Consider the following 18,854-nt stretch of genomic DNA (forward strand, 5'->3'; position numbering starts at 1 on the left):
AAACCCGCACGGTCACGACAAGCCGCACCGTGGCGTGAGGATCGACCGGCTCGTAACGGGGGTTCCAGGGGGTCGTCCCCCTGGGTTAACAGAGCTCTTGCCAGGCCTTGCGGCTTTGGGTGTCGTTGAGGCGGTAGTCGCCGGTTTCCCAGTTGAGGTCGAAGTAGGCGACCCAGAGGGCGCGGCGTTTGGCGAGGTAGGCGTTGGTGGCGCGGAGCCAGGAGGCGCGCTGGTCGCCGTTGTCGCCCTTGACCAGGAAGCTGCCGGTCTCGGCTATGCCGAAGGGGAGGTTCTCGGCCTTGCTGACGGCGACGACCCGGTCGTACATGGTGGCGGGGGAGTCGTAGCGCCCCTTCTTCCAGCCGAGGTTGTACACGTCCCAGCCGAGGACCTGGATGACGTCGCGACCGGGGTAGTAGTCGCGCCAGTCGCGCTTGGAGAGCGGGTCGAGGCTCCAGCCCATCAGGACGAGGGTGGCGTGCAGGCGGGGGTTGCCGGCCTTGTCGGCGAGGGAGCGGAGGCGGCGCCAGGCGGCGCGGTAGTCGGCGGCCGTGAACTCGCCGGAGGCGATGTTGTCCTCGGGCTCGTGGTAGTAGACCCAGTAGACGTCGCGGTCGCGGGGGGCGGTCGCGAACCACTGGGTCATCGCCTTGTCGTACTTGCCGGCGAGGATGTCCTTGGGCGGGAGCTTGAAGGAGATGATGGGCGGCCGGTTCCCGGTGTCGGGGTTGCCCGGCCACGCCGGCGGGACGCCGCGGTAGAAGAGCCGGACGGTCTCCAGGCCGCCGTACGTGCCGTCGAGGCGCGTGAGGGCCTTCTGGAACGTCTCACCCGGTTGGAGTTCGAGGGAGAGGCCGCAGAGCGTCCTGCCGCCGCCCAGGGACGTCTTCGGGGTCTTCGCGGGCCCCGGAGCGTCCCAGGTGGGTTCCGGAGCGGGCTCGGGGAGGCTCGTGGAGGAGGCGGACGGTGCCGTGGTCGGGGACGGGGCCGCCTCGCCGGGCCGGGTGCGCAGGACGAGGCGGGGGCCGTTGCCGCTTTCCCGGGAGTGCACCGAGGCCGCCGAGCGGGTGCCCTGGTTGGTGATGGCGAACGCGTAGCGGCCGGGGCCGCGCACCAGGGAGCCGACGTCGAAGGAGACCGTGTCGCCGCCGGTTGCCGCGGTGGCGACCACGGCGCCGGCGACCGGGCGGTTGCGCCAGGAGGTGCCGTCCTCGGTCCAGGCGCCGGGGAGCGTGCGCAGCCCGACCCGCCGCGGGCGGTTCTCCGCGCGGTCGAAGGTCAGCTCGACGCGGGCCCGGGTGACCCGGGGCGTGCCGCGGGGGACGTCGAACGCGACGTAGGCCTCGGTGTGCCAGGCGGGCCACACGGACGCGGTGATCTTGCGTGCGCCGCCGAACCCCTTGCCGGGCATCTCGCGTACCACGTAGGTGTCGGCGGAGGCCGGCACGACGGTGCTCGCACCCGCGGCGGCCGTCCGGGCGTCGCGGCTCACGGCGGCGCCGGACAGCGCGACCGCCGCGGCGGAGCCGCCTACGACGAGGAGGGTGCCCGCGGCGGTGAAGTAGAAGGACGGGCGCGGGCCGCGCCGCCTCGCCCGGCGGGGCGGGACGGGCGAGGAGCGGCGCGCGTCGGGGCGGTGGTGCCGTTCGTGATGCCGCACGGACCGGCCCCCCTCCACGTGATGCTCCCCGCCCTTTTATCTCACACCGGGCTCAGCCGGCCGGGAACATTCCCAGCCGGCCGTGGAACTCCTTGCCGAGCTGGTCGGTGTCGCTGCCGACCAGCAGGCCCTTGGGGTGGGCGACGAGGGCCTCGACGCCGTGCCCGAGGGTCCGGGTGGGGTTCCACGCGAGCGCCTTGCCGGTGGACGGGTTGAGCGCGCCGATGCCGGGACGCGACACCGCGCCGGGGCCGGCGCTGTCGCGACCACGGGGGTTGTCCAGCCAGCGCTGGTGCCCGCCGACGTAGACGGCGGAGCCGGTCGCCGACGTGGACAGCAGCGTGTCGCCGCCCGTCCAGTTGACCCAGGTCGGCTTCTGTCCGGTTCCGGTCTGCGACGCCTCCCAGCGGGCCGCCGAGTCGCACAGCGCGGTGCGGCCGTAGCCGCCGCCGGTGGTGACGACGACGAAGTACTTGCCGTCGGGGGAGAAGTCCATGCCGCGCATGTAGGTGTCGAACGCGGCGAGGTTGCAGGCGTCGGCGTACTCCTCGGTGGCCCAGGTCGACAGCTTCGCGGTGCCCGAGCCCAGGTTGATCATCGCGATCTGGGGCCGCCGCTTACCGTCCACCTGCGTGAATGTCCCGTTGATCACCATGCGCTTGTCGGTGGGGTCGACGGCCAGCCGGTACACCTTGAGGTCGCCGGAGCGCGGCGTGCTCACCTTGAAGTCGAACCCGGCGTCGGCCGCGCCGGTGAGCGCGTTGAGCCGGGCGAGGGCGGTGCGCGCCTTGCCGCCGGCCTTGGTGAAGGTGCCGCCGATGTAGAGCCGGGTGCCGCGCCGCACCATCGTGGTGACGCGGTAGTTCACGGCGGGCTTGAAGCCGGTGTGCACCTTGTTGGTGGTGGTCTTGAGCGAGGCGACCGTGCCGGTCTTGGTGCCGTTGACGGTCTTGAACGTCCCGGCGAGGTAGACCCAGCCGCTCGTGCCGGCCTGCAGCGCGTGGACGGTGCCGTCCACCTTCGGCGTGAAGACCGTGCTGATCTTGCCGTTGCGCATGTCGTAGGCGAAGAGGTTGTGCCGCTTCAGCGTCTTCTTGCCGCTGCCGGCCTCGCGCACCTCCTCGAAGTTGCCGCCGACGACGACCAGGTTCCCCACGACGGCGATGGCGCGGACGGTGCCGTCCAGGACGTGCGGGGTGTTGTTCACCGGGTTGGCCGAGACGACCGACGGCTGGGCGGTGTCGGCCGTGGCGGTGCCCGTCGCGGCTGACACGGCGAGCGCCGCGAGAGAGGTGGCCGTGAGGCAGGCGGTGAAGGGGCGCATGAAGGTGCTCCGGAAAGCGGCCGGGGATGGTGATGGCATTGTCCTACCACATGGCCAGAAGCCGGGCGGGAGTTCCGGGGAAGCGCAATCCGAATGAGACGGCGGTCACCCGGCGGACGCCTTCCCGTGCCGGATCCGGTGGAGGATGACCCGCCCCAGGTAGGCGCCCAGTTCGATGGTGTAGCGGCGCCAGAGGCGGCGCGGTTCGCGGGCCAGCCGGTAGAGGAAGCCGACGCGCAGTCTCAGGACCCATCGCGGGTAGTACTCGCGGCGTTCGGCGAGGTGCTCGAAGTAGGCGCCGCACGTGATGATGACGGGCGCGGTGAGCCGGTCGCGGTACTCGGTGACGAACCGCTGCTGCAGCGGGGTGCCGAGGCCGACGTGCAGGATGTCCGGCGCGGCGTCGTTGATCTCGGCGACGAGGCGCTCGGCGGTCTGCTCGGGCAGCCGGCCGTGCTCGTCCGCCCAGTGGCCGTGCTGGGTGCCGGCGATGCTCAGGCCCGGGTACCAGGCGCGGACGTTCTCGGCGGCGGCCTCGGCGACGCCCGGCGCGTTGCCGAACAGGAAGACGCGCCAGCCCTGCTCGGCGGGCTGCCCGAACAGGTCGTCGGTGAGGTCGTCGTTCGCCATCCGGCCGGGGACGGGACGGCCGAAGATCTTCGCGGCCAGCACGACGCCCCAGCCGTCCGGGAGGTTGAGGTCGAAGCCGTTCATCAGGTCGCGCAGCCCGGGGTCCTTCTGCGCCTTGAGCACGTAGTCCGGGTTGGCGAACGTGACGGTCAGCTTCGTCCGCTCCTTGACGGCCGCGGCGACGAAGGACCGGAACTGCGCGACGTCGGCGCGGCTGACGCGCACGCCGAGGACGTCGACGGTGTCATGCGGCCATCGTTGGTCCACGTTCGCTCTGTCCTCCTGGAGCACCGGCGGCGCCGGGGGATACGGCCGGAGAGGGCAGCGTATCCCGCTTGCGGGCGGTTCGGCGGAGGTAGAGCGAGGCGGCCGCGGTGGCGGCGGTGAGGACGACCAGGGTCCAGGCGAGCGGGACGGCGCCGAGGCCGAACATCTTCAGCGAGGACGCGAGCAGGACCAGGACGAGGACGCGGCGGATGAGGCCGCTCGGCGCGCGAGAGGAGATCCGGGAGCCGAGGTAGACGCCGGGGACGGAGCCGGCGAGCAGGGCGGTGGTGACCTCCATCCGGAAGTCGCCGAACAGCAGGTGGCCGAGGGCGGCGGCGAACACCAGGGGGACGGCCTGGAGCAGGTCGGTGCCGACGAGCTGATTGGCCTTGAGCGTCGGGTAGAGGGCGAGCAGCGCGACGATGATGAGGGAGCCGGAGCCGACCGAGGTGATGCCGACGACGAGGCCGCCGACGGCGCCGACCAGCACGGTGGGGACGGGGCGGACGCCGACCCGCGGCGCCGCGTCCCCGTCGGGCTCGCCCGCGCGGTTCCGGTGGGCAGGGCGGTTCCGGTGGGAGAGGTAGCCGCGCAGGACGAGGCCTCCCGCGGCGATCATCAGGGCCGCGCCCATCGCGGTGCTGATGACGGTCTCGATGGAGTCGCCGTGGCCGAGGGCCCGCGCGACCAGCACGCCGGAGAACGCGGCGGGCACCGAGCCCGCGCACAGCCAGGCGACCAGCCGCATGTCGATGGTGCCCTGCCGGTAGTGGACGGCGCTGCCGACGGGTTTCATCACGGCGGCGGCGACCAGGTCGCTGGACACGGCGGCGAGCGGGCTGACCCCGAAGAACGTCACGAGCATCGGCGTCATCAGGGCGCCGCCGCCCATGCCGGTCAGCCCGACGATGATGGCGACGAGGAAGGACCCCAGCGCCATCGTCCAATCGAAGTCCATTGGCATGACCTACCTGACATATAGGAAAACTCCCGTACCACGGTAAGGGACGCGCCCCCCGGGCTGATAACCCGGGTAGGGAGGGGCAAACGAGGCGGAAGGGTTATTCGGGACGCACCCAGCCGCCGTCCACCAGCAGGCCGAGCACCTCGGCGACCGCCTCGCCGGGCGTCATCGCCGAGGTGTCGAGGGTCAGGTCGGCGTCGTCCGGCACCTCGTAGGGGTCGGAGATGCCGGTGAACTCGGGGATCTGCCCGGCGCGCGCCTTGGCGTACAGGCCCTTGCGGTCGCGGCGCTCGCACTCCTCCAGCGGCGTCGCGACGTGCACGAGGATGAAGTCGCCCACCGCGGACACCATCCGCCGCACCTCGGCGCGGGTGGCCGCGTAGGGGGCGATCGGCGCGCAGATGGCGGTGCCGCCGTGCCGGGTGATCTCGGCCGCGACGAACCCGATCCGCCGGATGTTGAGGTCGCGGTCGGCGCGGGAGAACGTCAGCCCGGCCGACAGCATGCGCCGGACGACGTCGCCGTCCAGCAGCGTGACCGTCCGGCCGCCCCGCTCGATCAGGGCGTCGGCCAGGCCGCGCGCCACCGTGGACTTCCCGGAGCCGGACAGGCCGGTGAAGAACACCGTGATGCCGCGCGCGTGCTTCGGGGGCCGCGCCAGGGCCAGCTCGGCGGCGACCGCGGGAGGGGTGAACCAGTCGGGGACGGGCTCGCCGGCGTCCAGCAGCTCGTTCAGCCGCTCCGGGGTCAGCTCGGCCTGGACGTGGTCGGGTTCGATGCGCACGACCGGCCGCCAGACCTCGACGTCGGCGTCGTAGGCCCACGGCTCGGGGACGACGAGCGGAATCGCGGTGCCGTCCATCTCCCGCTCGGCGAGCAGGTGGGTGGCGCCGTACGCGGCGGCGACGTGGGCGCGGAGCAGGACGTCGCGCTCGGGGTCGCCGCGCGACGGCAGCGGCACGGGGACGATCTGGGCGCCGTCCGGCAGCTCCTTGCGGACGGCCAGCAGCGCCCGGACGAGCGACTCGTCGTGCACGCCGCTGAGCAGCGGCATGACGAGGACCTTGGCGCTCAGCCGCTCGGCGACCTGCCGGAGCTGGCCGAGCTGCTTGCGGTGCAAAGGCTCTCGGGTGGCCACCGCGAGCACGTTGACGGGGGGTGTGGGGGGTCGTCCCCCCTCGGGAGACGCCGCGAGCACGTTGCCTTCGAAGGTGTCGAGTTCGTCGGGGCGGCGGCGCAGGGAGTGGAACGGTCCGTGTGCGGGGGCGCGGAGGGCCGCAAGCGGCCCCGCGAGCCGCCACGCCTGGGCGGTCGGGTCCTGCCACGTCTCGGTGACCTGGAGGACGGCGAGCGGCACGCCCTCGGGATCCTGCAGGACGACCCGCTCGTGCTCGGTGAGCTCCTTCGGGACGGTCAGCGTGACCGGGACCGGCCACGGGGTGCCGTCGGAGAGCCGCCCCCCGGCGACGACCATGGCGGTGTCGAACGAGCCGAGGAACCCGGTCAGCGGGCGGTACACCCCGGCCAGGATCAGCTCCAGGTCGGCGAGCTCCACCGCGTCCGGGGTCCAGGCGGGCAGGTCGCGCAGTGTGTCGGGAAGGCCGGCGTCGGCGGTCACCGCGATCTCCGATCCCGCCCGGCGGCGCGGCCGGGCTCGTCCGTGGCTGGCAGGGGCTGACGCAGGAAAAATACTGCCCCGGCCTGGGCGCACGCACGCGCGCCCGGGTCAGATGACCCGCGCGAAACGGTTCTCGGGTTTGCGGATGACGAGCGTCACCTCGCTGTGGTCTGCGGTGAGACGCCCCCGGGTGGTCGCCGACACCAGCCGGCACAGCAGCTCGGCGAGGCCGGTTCCGGCCCCGAGCGCGTCGATGGCCTGCCGGGAGGTGTACTCCTCGGAGACCACCAGCCCGCGCATGACGCAGTACCAGCGCATGCCGGCCCGGGACGCGACCCGGTCGTAGGTCGCCGGCGGCGGGCTCGTCCGCACCACCGGCACCGGACGCGCCGCGGGCGCCGCGCCCTCCGCGGCGGCGGGCCCGCCCGTCCGGCCCGCCGGGTCCGGCTGCGGGACGCGGGCGTGGGCGCCGCGCTGGCCCTTCCCCTGGCCCCTGCCCCGCGCGGGACGCGGGCGGCGCCGGCGGCCGGACGTGTGCAGCCACCGCGGGAGCGTGCGGTCCAGGAAGCCGAACGCCGTGTTGCGGTCGCGCAGGTGGACCAGCAGCAGCCCGCCCGGCTTCAGCGCGGCGACGAACCGGTCGAGCACCAGCTCCGCGTGCGGGACGCGCTCGATCAGGTAGGAGGCGTGCACGATGTCGTAGGCGCGCGGCGGGAGCGGGACGGTCCGCAGGTCGCCGAGGTGCCAGGTGTCGAGGTCGGGCCGCTCGCAGGTGTAGGCGCGCAGCTCGGGGGTGTCCATGTCGACGCCCGTGACCAGGCGTTCGCGCTCGCCGAGGTCGAGTCCCGTGCCCCAGCCGCAGCCCGCTTCGAGGATGTGGATCCGCTGCAGGGGCTTCTCTAGGGCGTACTGGCGGGCGCGTTCTGAGAAGAGATCGCCGTCGTTCACCGGAGGCGTACGCAGATCGGTCACAGTATCGCAGCGTAATCGTCCGACTGCGCTCCGTCCGCTATTTGCCTTTTCTTGGTGACCGCCGTGTCGCCGCTCCGGGCGCGTACCCTGGTACGCGGTACCGGGGTCCGCTGGGATCCCGGGTTTTCGGGCTGCCCTGCCTCGGGGTGATGGGCGAATCGTGCGGGCGAAGATGACGCTTTCTGGACTTGTTGACCTTGCGTGCACCGACCCCGGTCTGGAGCGCGCTCTCAAGCGGGCGCGCGCGGACCAGGAGGTCGTGGCGCCGCCCGCGCTGTGGCCGATCCTGGCGGCGGCGCTGAGCCGCGGCCTCGGCTCGGGCGGCGGCGTGGTGCTGGCGGTGACCGCGACCGGCCGCGAGGCCGAGGACCTGACGGCCGCCCTGACGAGCCTGCTCGACCCCGGCCGCGTCGCGCACTTCCCGGCCTGGGAGACGCTCCCGCACGAGAAGCTGTCGCCGCGCTCCGACACGGTCGGGCAGCGCCTCGCGGTGCTGCGGCGCCTCGTCCACCCGGACGCCGCCCATCTGGACGGCGAGAACGCGGACGGCGGGAACACGGGCGGGGACGGCAAGGGCGGCGCGCTGGACGTCGTCGTCACGCCGATCCGCGCGGTGCTGCAGCCGATCGTGTCCGGGCTCGCCGACCTGGAGCCGGTGCGGCTCGTGTCCGGCGAGGACGCCGACATGGACGACACCGTCCGCGCCCTGGTGGACGCCGGGTACCACCGTGTCGACCTGGTGGAGAAGCGCGGCGAGATCGCGGTCCGCGGCGGGATCCTGGACGTGTTCCCGCCGACCGAGGAGCACCCGCTCCGGGTGGAGTTCTGGGGCGACACGGTCGAGGAGATCCGCTACTTCAAGGCCGCCGACCAGCGGTCGCTGGAGGTCGCGCAGAGCGGGCTGTGGGCGCCGCCCTGCCGCGAGCTGCCGCTGACCGAGGAGGTTCGCGAGCGCGCGAAGCTGCTCGCCGAGGAGCACCCGGCCCTGGAGGAGATCCTCGGCCGGATCGCCGACGGCGACACCGTCGAGGGCATGGAGGCGTTCTCGCCCGTCCTCGCCGAGAGCATGGAGCTGCTGACCGACCTGCTGCCGGACGGGTCGGCGCTGCTGGTGTGCGAGCCGGAGCGGATCCGGACCCGGTCGGTCGAGCTGGTCCGGACGAGCCAGGAGTTCCTGGAGGCGAGCTGGGTGAACGCCGCCGCCGGGGGAGAGGCGCCGATCGATCTCGGCGCCGCCGCCTTCCGCTCGCTGGAGGAGGTCCGCCGGCACTCCAATGAGCTGGGGCTGCCCCGATGGAGCGTGACAGCGCTCAACCCCGTGGACGACGGGGCGGAGGCGCTGAACCTGGGCGTGCAGCCGGCGGAGGCGTACCGGGGCGACACGTCCCGCGTCGTCGGCGACCTGAAGGCCTGGATCGACGGTGGCCGGCGCGTCGTGATGGTCACCGCCGGGCACGGGCCCGCGGAGCGCCTCGTCCAGCTCGTCGGGGAGGAGGGCATCGGCGCGCGCCTCGCCGACCTCGACGGGCCGCCCGAGCCGTCGCTGGTCAGCGTCACGACCGGGCTGCTGGACAACGGGTTCGTCTGGGAGCGCGTCGGGCTGGCGGTGCTGACCGAGACCGACCTGTCGGGGCAGAAGTCGTCCACGAGGGACGCCCGCCGCATGCCGTCGCGGCGGCGCGGCGGGATCGACCCGCTGCAGCTCCGGCCCGGCGACTACGTCGTCCACGAGCAGCACGGCGTCGGGCGGTACGTGGAGATGGTCAGCCGGACGGTGCAGGGCGCCACCCGCGAGTACCTCATCCTGGAATACGCAAAGAGCGACCGGCTGTTCGTCCCGACCGACCAGCTGGAGGAGCTCACCCGGTACGTCGGCGGCGAGGCGCCGAGCCTGCACCGTCTCGGCGGCGCCGACTGGCAGAAGGCCAAGTCCCGCGCCCGCAAGGCCGTCAAGCAGATCGCCGGCGAGCTGATCCGGCTGTACTCGGCGCGGATGGCGAGCCCCGGGCACCCGTTCGCGTCCGACACCCCGTGGCAGCGGGAGCTGGAGGACGCGTTCCCCTACAACGAGACGCCCGACCAGCTCGCCGCGATCGACGAGGTGAAGGGCGACATGGAGAGGCCCGTCCCGATGGACCGGCTGATCTGCGGCGACGTCGGCTACGGCAAGACCGAGATCGCGGTGCGGGCCGCGTTCAAAGCCGTCCAGGACGGGCGGCAGGTCGCGGTGCTCGTGCCGACGACGCTGCTCGTCCAGCAGCACATGTCGACGTTCACCGAGCGGTTCGCGGCGTTCCCGGTCGTGGTGAAGCCGATCAGCCGGTTCCAGTCCGACAAGGAGATCGAGGAGACGCTGCGCGGGCTGTCCGAGGGCACCGTGGACATCGTCGTCGGCACCCACCGGATCCTGTCGTCCCAGACGCGGTTCAAGAACCTCGGGCTGGTGGTCATCGACGAGGAGCAGCGGTTCGGCGTCGAGCACAAGGAGGAGCTGAAGCGGCTCCGCACGCAGGTGGACGTGCTCGCCATGTCCGCGACCCCGATCCCGCGCACGCTGGAGATGGGCCTGACCGGCATCCGGGAGATGTCGACGATCCTGACCCCGCCGGAGGAGCGCCACCCGGTCCTGACGTTCGTCGGCCCGTACGAGGAGAAGCAGATCGCCGCCGCGATCCGGCGCGAGCTGCTGCGCGAAGGCCAGGTGTTCTTCGTGCACAACCGGGTCCGGTCGATCAACAAGGTGGCGGCGAACCTCGCGCGGCTCGTGCCGGAGGCGCGGATCGGCATCGCGCACGGCCAGATGAACGAGCACGAGCTCGAGAAGGTGATGGTCGACTTCTGGGAGAAGAACTACGACGTGCTCGTCGCGACGACGATCGTGGAGTCCGGCCTGGACGTGCCGAACGCCAACACCCTCATCGTCGACCGCGCCGACATGTACGGGCTCTCCCAGCTCCACCAGCTCCGCGGGCGGGTCGGACGCGGCCGGGAGCGGGCCTACGCGTACTTCCTCTACCAGCCGGAGCAGCCGCTGACCGAGACCGCGCACGAGCGGCTCGCGACGCTGGCGCAGCACACCGAGGTCGGCGCCGGCATGTACGTCGCCATGAAGGATCTGGAGATCCGCGGCGCCGGCAACATCCTCGGCGCCGAGCAGTCCGGGCACGTCGCGGGCGTCGGGTTCGACCTGTACGTCCGGATGGTCGGGGAGGCCGTCCGGGAGCTGAAGGACGGCGGCGGCCGGCCCGAGGTCACCGAGACGAAGGTCGAACTGCCCGTCGACGCGCACCTGCCGCACGAGTACGTGCCGGGGGAGCGGCTCCGCCTGGACGCCTACCGACGCATCGCCGCCATCACCTCCGACGACGAGATCGGCGCCGTGCACGACGAGCTGAAGGACCGGTTCGGGCCGCTGCCCGTCCCGGTGCTGAACCTCCTGGAGGTCGCGCGGTTCCGCGCCAAGGCCCGCGGGGCGGGGCTCACCGACGTCACCCTGCAGGGCAACTTCGTCAAGTTCACCCCGGTGAGCCTGCCGGACTCCAAGCAGGTCAGGCTGCAGCGGCTCTACCCGAAGAGCATCCTGAAGCCGGCGACCGACACGCTGCTCGTCCCGGTGCCGAAGACCGCGCCGCTCGGCGGCCGGTCCCTGCGCGACCAGGAACTGCTGAAATGGGCGACCGACCTGGTCGAGGCCCTTTTCCTGCCCGCCCCCGCGCAGCGCTAATCTCTCTGAGGGACGACCCCCGGACCCCGGTAGGCACTGATTCGGTGCCCTCCGCTCCGCCGGCGCTCCGCTCCGATCACCGAATCAGTAGTCTGGCGCGATCCCAGACAGCTCGACGACGAGACGAGGAATCCGTGCCTGGTAAGTCCGTGAAGGCGGCGGTGGCGGCCGTGGTGGCGGCCGCCGCGCTCGCCGGCTGCGGCGGCTCCCCGAAGGTCGGCACCGCCGCACTCGTCGGTGACGACCGCATCACCGTGACCACCCTCAGCCAGACCGTCCGCGACTGGCGGACGCAGTTCCGGGCGGACCCGGCGGCCAACGAGCTGCGCGCGAACCCCGCCAACCCGGCGCCGCAGCTCGCCGGCGACTCCGAGTCCGACCTGCAGGGCGCGCTCACCCTGCTGATCAACTTCCGGGTCGCGCGCGAGGTCGCGGAGCAGGCCGGGGTCGAGGTCACCGGGGGCCAGGTCGACGGCGCCGTCCAGGCCCTGGACCGCCAGGGCGGGGCCGGGGCGATCACGCTGGCGAGCGGGCTGCCCCGCGCGCACACCCGCGACCTGGCGCGGCTCGTCGCGACGCAGCTGGCCGTCATGCAGCGGTTCGGCGCCGACATGGACAACCGGCTCAGCCCGGCGACGCAGCAGGCGGGCCGGCAGTGGAACGAGCTGTTCCAGCGCACCGCCCGCGCCATGGACATCGAGGTCAACCCGCGCTACGGCAGCTACGACCCGGCGAAGTTCGAGGTCGCCCCGGTCGTCTACCGGCTGTCCAGCCCCGATTCGGGTATCTGAGGCGCATGGGCCTGACTCTGCTCGCGACCACGCACCGGGTCGCGCCCGGCCTGCTGACCTGGCGGGCGTGGGACGCGCTCCGCTCCGCGGACGCCGTCCGGCTCCGTGCCGGGCATCCGCTGCTGCCCTCGCTCCGCGACGCCGGGATCGCGCCGGAGGTGGTGGCGGAGCCCGACCCGGCGCGGCTGGTCGCCGACGCCCGGCGCGGGCACGTCCTGTGGGTGGCCGCGCCCGAGGGCGACGAGGCGCTGATGCGCGAGGTCGGGACCCTCGCGGTCGCCGACCCGCTGGACGTGGAGGTGCTGCACGGCTCCTACGACCTGCCGGGCGCGCGGCTGCTCGACCTCGTGTCGGTGATGGACACGCTGCGCCGCGAGTGCCCGTGGGACCGCAAGCAGACGCACGTCACCCTCGTCCCGTACCTGCTGGAGGAGGCGTACGAGGTCCTCGACACCATCGAGTCCGGCGACTTCGGCGCGCTCCGCGAGGAGCTGGGCGACGTGCTGATGCAGGTGGCGTTCCACTCGGTGGTGGCGGCCGAGCGCGACGACGACACGGCGTTCACCATCGACGACGTGGCGGGCGCGATCGTCGACAAGCTCGTCCGGCGGCATCCGCACGTGTTCGGGGACGTGACCGTCTCCGGCGCCGACGAGGTCAACGCCAACTGGGAGCAGATCAAGGCGGCCGAGCGGGCGGAGAAGAGCGGCGCCGAGGCGTCCGCGCTCGACGGGGTGCCGCTGGGCCAGCCCGCGCTGTCGCTGGCCGCGCAGCTCCAGCGCCGCGCGGCGCGGATGGACGTCCCGCCCGACCTCGCGGACGACCTCGCCGGCGGCCCGGCCGGCGACGGGAGCGCCCTCGGCGAGCGGCTCTTCGCGCTCGTCCGCGAGGCCGCCGCGAGCGGACTCGACCCAGAGGCGGAGTTGCGCGCCGTTTCCCGGGTATTTCGCGATCGTGTCCGAGCGTGGGAACGACGAGAGCAGCACGGCTGATTCGGGCGATATCGAGCAGAACATCGGTGATGGGGTGGTCCGGCCGGGGAGGCGCGTTTACGCTAAGCCCGTGCCGATCGAGGCCGATGGCGACGCAGGGGAACCCGGCGGGGGAGCCCCGTCCTCGCCGCGCCCCCGGCGGCGGCTGCTCACCGGGTCCACGACCCGCGCCGAGAAGGCCCGCGCGCTGCGCGGCCTCGGCGCCCTCGGCGGCCTGGCCGGCGTCCTCGTCGCGCTCATGCTGCTGCCGACCGCCTGCACCGCGGGCGTCGGCGCCCGCGACGCCGCCGGCTGGTTCGGTACCGAGCCGGACGACCTCAGCACGTCCGGCGTCCCGCAGCGCTCGAAGATCCTCGCCGCGGACGGCTCCACCCTCGCCACGTTCTTCTACCAGAACCGGGTGGACGTCCCGCTCGAAAAGATCGCCCCGGTCGTCCGGCAGGCGGTGCTGGCGATCGAGGACAGCCGGTTCTACGAGCACGGCGCGATCGACGCCCAGGGCACCCTGCGGGCGCTGGCCAGCAACCTCAGCAGCGGCCAGGTCACCCAGGGCGGCTCGGGCATCACCCAGCAGTACGTGAAGAACCTGCTGCTCACCCAGGCCGAGTCCGACGTCGAGCGCGAGGAGGCCAAGGAGATCACCGCGGCCCGCAAGATCCGCGAGCTGCGGTACGCGGTCGCGCTGGAGAAGAGGTTCAGCAAGGACGAGATCCTGCGCCGCTACCTCAACATCGCCTACTACGGCGACGGCGCCTACGGCATCGAGGCGGCCTCCCGGCACTACTTCTCCAAGCACGCCTCCGAGCTGGACCTGGACGAGGCCGCGCTGCTCGCCGGCGTCATCCGCTACCCCTACGCCTACGACCCGACCCGGCACCCCGGCGCGGCCCGGCAGCGCCGCGACACCGTGCTGAACCGGATGGCCGACCTCGGCTGGCTCGACCGCGCCAAGGCCGAGGAGACCAAGAAGAAGCCCATCGACCTGGACGTGGACAACGTCCGCAGCGGCTGCGTCTCCAGCAAGGCGCCGTTCTTCTGCGACTACGTCCAGCGCGAGATCCTCACCAACCCGGTGTTCGGCGAGACGGCCAAGGAGCGGGAGAAGCTGCTCAAGCGCGGCGGCCTGACGATCCGCACCACCCTGGACAGGCGGGCGCAGAAGGCCGCGCAGAAGGCCGTGGACCGGCACGTCCCGCCGAAGAACTCCGCGCACAAGGCCGCCGCCGAGGCGATGGTGGAGCCCGGCACGGGCGAGATCAAGGCGATGGTCGTCGACCGCGAGCTCGGGCCGGACAAGGAGCGCGGCAAGACGTGGATCAACTTCGCCGCGGACGCCAGCCACGGCTCCAGCATCGGCATGCAGGCCGGGTCCACGTTCAAGGCGTTCACGCTGGCCGCCGCGCTGGACGAGGGCATGCCGTTCGGCACCCGGCTGATGGCGCCGCGCCGGTACACCCCCGTCGGCTACCGCAACTGCGACGGCGAGCGCGTCGGCGACCCGGGCGCCTCGCTGCGGAACGCCGCCGACGGCGAGGGCGGTAAAGAGTTCAGCATCGTCACCGGCACGCACCACTCGGTCAACACGTTCTTCCTCGCCCTGGAGAAGAAGGTCGGCCTCTGCGACACGGTCAAGATGGCCGAGCGGCTCGGGATGAAGCAGGCGAACGGCAAGCCGCTGGAGCAGTACCCGTCCTTCACGCTGGGCTTCAACCCGGTGTCGCCGCTGCGGCTCGCCGCGGCCTACGCGGCGTTCGGCGCCCGCGGCGAGTACTGCGAGCCGATCGCCATCAAGGAGATCCGCGGCCCGGGCGGCAAGAAGCTGAAGGTTCCCGGACGCAAGTGCGAGCAGGCGATGGACGAGGACGTCGCGGACGCCGTCAACCACGTGCTGCGCGGCGTCCTCACCAAGGGCACGGCGCGCGGCATGGGCCTCGGCCGCGACGCCGCGGGCAAGACCGGCACCGTCGACAACTTCTCCGCCGCCTGGTTCGCCGGGTACACCCCGGACCTGGCCGCGGCCGTGTGGGTCGGCGACCCGCGCGGCGGCTACAAGCACCCGATGGAGAGCCTCTGCATGGACGGCCGGTGCTACGGCGCCGTGTTCGGGGCGACGATCCCGGCGCCGATCTGGCGGCAGAGCATGCTCGGGGCGCTGTCGGGCACGGCCCCGTCCTCGTTCCACCGGCCGCCGTCGCGCTACTTCAGCCGGGGATCCGGCGAGGACCGGGCGAAGGTGCCCGACGTGCGGGGCATGAGGCTGCGCGACGCGATCGCCAGGCTCCGCGCCGCCGGGTTCCGGGCCGGCGTGGGCGCGCCGGTCGCGTCCCGCCGCTACGGGCGGGGCACCGTCGCCGAGATGTCACCCGGGCCGGGCTCCGCGGAGCCGGGCGACACGATCATGCTGCGGGTCAGCAAGGGGGCGCGGCGCGGCGACGCCGGCGGCCGTCCCGGGCCCGGTGGCGGCGGTGGCGGCGGTGGCGGCGGGCAGCAGCCGCCGACCCCGCCCGGCACCGCCACGCCCCGGCCGGAGAACCCGGCCGAGCAGGCGCCCGCGTGACCCTTGCCACTGCGCTGACCTGCGCGGTCGTGTGATCGTCCGGCCACCGGGGTAGATCATCGGCGGTGGCGGACCCGCCACCGATCCGTTCGGGGGGACGATCCGTCATGCGAGCCATCGCCGTGTCCGAGTACGGCGCCACGCCGGCGCCGATGAACCTGCCGCGCCCGGAACCGGGGCCGGGGGAGATCGTCGTGAAGATGATCGCCGCCGGGCTGAACCCGCTCGACTGGAAGATCGCCGAGGGCATGCTCAAGGACTCCGTCGACGCGCCGTTCCCGCTGATCCTCGGGCAGGACGGCGCGGGCGTCGTCGACGCGGTCGGCGAGGGCGTGACCCGGCTGCGGCACGGCGAGCAGGTCTACGGGTCCTTCCTCGGGGTGGAGCGCGGGCTCGGCAGCTACGCCGAGTACGCCCTCGCCCGCGACGAGGGGCCGGTCGCCCGGATCCCGGAGGGGATGATCTACACGCAGGCGGCGGCGGTGCCGACCGCGGGCATGACGGCGCTCGCCATGATCGAGGAGGCCGGGGTCGAGGAGGCCGGCGCCGGCCTGACCGTCCTGGTCGTGGGCGCGACCGGCGGGGTCGGGCAGTGCGTGGTGCAGCTCGCCTCCCGCGCCGGCGCCAGGGTCATCGCGACGGCCCGCGCCGACATGGCCGGAACGATGCGGCGGCTCGGCGCGGACGAGACCGTCGACCACGCGCAGGGCGACCTCAACCGGCAGGTCCTCGAGGTCCACTCCGACGGGATCGACGTCGTCCTCGACATGGTCAGCGACACCCGGTCGACCGAGCACATCGCGCAGCTCCTGCGGCCCGGCGGGACCTACATCACCACCACCTGGTCGGTGCACCCGGACTCGATGGAGTCGCAGGGGCTGCGCGGGGTGAACTTCGAGTACGAGCCGTCGGCCGAGCTGCTGGACCGGCTCTCCGCCCTCATCGACGCGGGCGAGCTGCGCGTCCGGGTCGAGCGGGAGCTGCCGCTGGAGAAGGCGGCCGACGCGCTGGCGGACAACCGGGCGGGCGGCGCGCGGGGCAAGACCGTCCTGCGCGTCTGAGCCGACCGAGGTGAGGACGGCGCCCGTGCGGGCATGGAGGAGCACATGAACCAGAGCCAGCCCGACGACGACCGGCGTGCCCGTCTCCGCGACCTCGAGGAGTCGCTCGCCCGGCTGCGCGCCGACCTTCCCCCGCCGCCCGGCGAGCCCGCCGACTTCGTGGACTCCGGCCAGTACCTCGCGCAGCGCGAAGAGCTGCAGGGCCAGATCGAGCTGCTGGAGGCCGAACGCGAGCGCCTGCGCGCCTCGCTCGGCGACATCTGATGTGGCCGTCCGGCCCCGGCGGGGAACAAGCGCCGGCCTCCTTCGGTTGCAGGGTTGTGTCAAGCAACTAAGGAGGGAGGCGCCGTGACGACGTTCGAGGAGTTCGAGCGCGCGACGCTGTTCTTCGAGGCCAGGGACTACGCCGGCGCGGCGCGCCTGCTGGCGCCGATCGTCGCGGAGCACCCGGGCAACCGCGCGGCGGTCGAGCTGCTCGGCCGCGCCTACTTCCACAGCGCCCAGCTCCGTCCCGCCGAGGAGACGCTGCGCCGCCTCGTCGAGCTGGACCCCTGCAACGGCTGGGCGCACGAGGCGCTCGCCCGCACCCTGGAGCGCCAGAGCCGCCCGGACGAGGCCGCCCCCTTCCGCAAGCTCGCCCGCGCCATGGGCGTCCTGCCCGCGGAGGAGGCCGAGGTGTCGGTGACGGCGGCCGACCTGTACTGACGATCCCGCGGCGGCGCGGTCCCGGCCGTCTCGGTCGCCCGTCTCGGTCGCCCGTCTCGGTCGCCCGTCTCGGTCGCCCGTCTCGGTCGCCCGGTTCAGTTGCGGGGCAGGCGCAGCACGAAGCGGGCGCCGGGGACGCTGTCGATCCGGTCGGTGAGGATCAGCGACCCGCGGTGCGCCTCCGCGATGTCGCGGGAGATCGCCAGGCCGAGGCCGGTGCCGCCGGCGTCCCGGTGCCGGCCCTCGGCCAGGCGCGCGAACCGCTCGAACACGCGCTCGCGGTCCTCCGGCGCGATGCCCGTGCCGTCGTCGATCACCTCGACGACGGCGGTGTCGGGCAGCTCCGTGCGCAGGATCACCGTCACCTCCGACGCCGCGTGCCGGTCGGCGTTGTCGAGCAGGTTGGTCACCAGCCGCGCCAGCTCGCTGCGCCCGCCGTGCACCGTCACCGGCCCCTCCGACAGCACGGTGATCTGGGTGCGGCGGGGCCGCCGCAGCACCTCCTGATCGGTGATCTCGGTCAGGTCCACCTGCTCCCGGGAGAAGCCGCGGTCGGCGTCCAGGCTGGCGAGCGCCAGCAGGTCGTCCACCACCGCCGACAGCCGCTCGGTGTTGACCAGGATGGTGCGCAGCGTCTTCGAGACGTCGGTGTCCTCGGGCGCCGCGAGCGCCAGCTCCAGTTCCATCCGCAGCGCGGTGAGCGGGCTGCGCAGCTCGTGCGACACGTCCGAGACGAACCCGCGCTGCCGCGCGACCGCCCCCTCCAGCCGGTCGAGGGTCGCGTTCACGCTCTCGGCGAGCCGCCCCACCTCGTCGCGGCGGGGCGGGACCGGGACGCGGCGCTCCAGGTCGGTGGCGGTGATCTCGTCCAGTTTCCGGCGGATGTCGTCGACCGGGCGCAGCGCCCGGCTCACCGACAGCCAGGTGCCGTAGCCGACGAAACCGGTGATGAACGGGATGCCGAGCGCCAGGAGCGCGGCAGTCAGCGGGCGCGGTATGAGCCCCGGCTCCGGCTCCAGCGACAGCACGAACACCGTGCCCGCCTCCGGTTCCTTCTCCCTGAGCTCGACGACCACGAAGCACGACCCGTTGGGCGCGTCGATGCCGCAGCTCCGGACGACCCGGCGGTCGTCGTCGGGCGGCGGCCGCCCGACGTCCACCGGGGGACGGCCCCGCATCGCCGGCGAGGCCGCGATCACCCGGCCCGCCGCATCCTGGACCTGAACGAGCTTGCCCGCGGGCCCCTGGAGCGGGTCGGTCAGGGTACCGTTGACGATCGAGGTCCTGGTCCGCCGTGCCTCCCGGGACGCGTCCCGGGTGGCGTCGATGACCGCGTCTCCACGGACCAGGGTCAGCAGGACGACCCACAGCGCCGTCGACAGCACCAGCGCCACCAGCGCGGCCGTCACGGTCACCCGGATCCGGATCTCCGGGTGACGCAGCACGGCCCGCCAGAGCCAATGGCTCGGACCCCCGGAGGGCCGGCGGAGCCGGAATGCTATGACGACCTCCCGGGGACGTTTCTGCCAGTACTTGTGACTTCTTGCCTGAACAGGGCAAACTTCACCCTCGGAGTGGGCAAAGGATGG

Annotated in this window: 14 protein-coding genes; 7 read left to right on the forward strand and 7 right to left on the reverse strand. The window is 73.1% G+C overall.

Features of this window, described 5'->3' with window-relative positions; genetic code table 11:
- Window positions 1-85: 85 nt before the first annotated feature.
- The 6 genes from BM339_RS11790 to BM339_RS51260 all read right to left on the reverse strand — a co-directional run bounded on the left by BM339_RS11790 (window position 86) and on the right by BM339_RS51260 (window position 7,435).
- Window positions 86-1,660 carry a CBM96 family carbohydrate-binding protein gene (locus BM339_RS11790; RefSeq protein ID WP_143118371.1) on the reverse strand — a complete coding sequence of 525 codons (1,575 nt, stop codon included), beginning with the start codon at window positions 1,658-1,660 and terminating at the stop codon, window positions 86-88.
- Between the two features lie 52 nt (window positions 1,661-1,712).
- A complete protein-coding gene (locus tag BM339_RS11795) occupies window positions 1,713-2,984 on the reverse strand; it encodes a TolB-like translocation protein (RefSeq protein ID WP_021599178.1) in 1,272 nt (423 codons plus the stop codon).
- A gap of 105 nt (window positions 2,985-3,089) precedes the next feature.
- On the reverse strand, window positions 3,090-3,881 hold the full coding sequence (locus tag BM339_RS11800; protein WP_075020848.1) for a WecB/TagA/CpsF family glycosyltransferase: 792 nt from the start codon (window positions 3,879-3,881) through the stop codon (window positions 3,090-3,092).
- On the reverse strand, window positions 3,859-4,839 hold the full coding sequence (locus BM339_RS11805) for a sulfite exporter TauE/SafE family protein (RefSeq protein ID WP_021599176.1): 981 nt from the start codon (window positions 4,837-4,839) through the stop codon (window positions 3,859-3,861). The genes BM339_RS11800 and BM339_RS11805 overlap by 23 nt, the downstream gene beginning before the upstream one ends.
- Window positions 4,840-4,942: 103 nt before the next feature.
- Entirely contained in the window at window positions 4,943-6,463 is a 1,521-nt protein-coding gene (gene cysC / locus BM339_RS11810; RefSeq protein WP_075020849.1) for an adenylyl-sulfate kinase, read from the reverse strand.
- Window positions 6,464-6,571: 108 nt separating this feature from the next.
- On the reverse strand, window positions 6,572-7,435 hold the full coding sequence (locus tag BM339_RS51260; RefSeq protein WP_024935982.1) for a class I SAM-dependent methyltransferase: 864 nt from the start codon (window positions 7,433-7,435) through the stop codon (window positions 6,572-6,574).
- 172 nt (window positions 7,436-7,607) lie between these two features.
- On the opposite strand from BM339_RS51260, the gene mfd reads away from it, so the two are divergent.
- The 7 genes from mfd (at window position 7,608) to BM339_RS11850 (ending at window position 17,265) form a co-directional block, all read left to right on the forward strand.
- Window positions 7,608-11,159, forward strand: coding sequence for a transcription-repair coupling factor (mfd, locus tag BM339_RS11820; protein WP_075020966.1), 3,552 nt, complete (start codon window positions 7,608-7,610; stop codon window positions 11,157-11,159).
- Window positions 11,160-11,293: 134 nt separating this feature from the next.
- Window positions 11,294-11,950 (forward strand): hypothetical protein, encoded by a 657-nt coding sequence (locus tag BM339_RS11825; RefSeq protein ID WP_143118372.1) that lies wholly within the window; start codon window positions 11,294-11,296, stop codon window positions 11,948-11,950.
- A gap of 5 nt (window positions 11,951-11,955) precedes the next feature.
- Window positions 11,956-12,942: a nucleoside triphosphate pyrophosphohydrolase gene (locus BM339_RS11830; RefSeq protein WP_075020851.1), complete on the forward strand. Its 987-nt coding sequence runs from the start codon at window positions 11,956-11,958 to the stop codon at window positions 12,940-12,942.
- Window positions 12,943-13,012: 70 nt separating this feature from the next.
- A complete protein-coding gene (locus tag BM339_RS11835) occupies window positions 13,013-15,499 on the forward strand; it encodes a penicillin-binding protein (protein WP_177287675.1) in 2,487 nt (828 codons plus the stop codon).
- A gap of 107 nt (window positions 15,500-15,606) precedes the next feature.
- Window positions 15,607-16,560 carry an NADP-dependent oxidoreductase gene (locus tag BM339_RS11840; protein ID WP_021595007.1) on the forward strand — a complete coding sequence of 318 codons (954 nt, stop codon included), beginning with the start codon at window positions 15,607-15,609 and terminating at the stop codon, window positions 16,558-16,560.
- A gap of 45 nt (window positions 16,561-16,605) precedes the next feature.
- Window positions 16,606-16,824, forward strand: coding sequence for a hypothetical protein (locus BM339_RS11845; RefSeq protein ID WP_143118373.1), 219 nt, complete (start codon window positions 16,606-16,608; stop codon window positions 16,822-16,824).
- A gap of 84 nt (window positions 16,825-16,908) precedes the next feature.
- Entirely contained in the window at window positions 16,909-17,265 is a 357-nt protein-coding gene (locus tag BM339_RS11850; protein ID WP_083597556.1) for a tetratricopeptide repeat protein, read from the forward strand.
- 95 nt (window positions 17,266-17,360) lie between these two features.
- Here the strand turns inward: BM339_RS11850 and BM339_RS11855 are convergent, their stop codons facing one another.
- On the reverse strand, window positions 17,361-18,710 hold the full coding sequence (locus BM339_RS11855; protein WP_083597557.1) for a sensor histidine kinase: 1,350 nt from the start codon (window positions 18,708-18,710) through the stop codon (window positions 17,361-17,363).
- Between the last annotated feature and the right edge of the window lie 144 nt (window positions 18,711-18,854).

Origin of the sequence: Actinomadura madurae (assembly GCF_900115095.1) — a bacterium.
GTDB lineage: Bacteria > Actinomycetota > Actinomycetes > Streptosporangiales > Streptosporangiaceae > Spirillospora > Spirillospora madurae.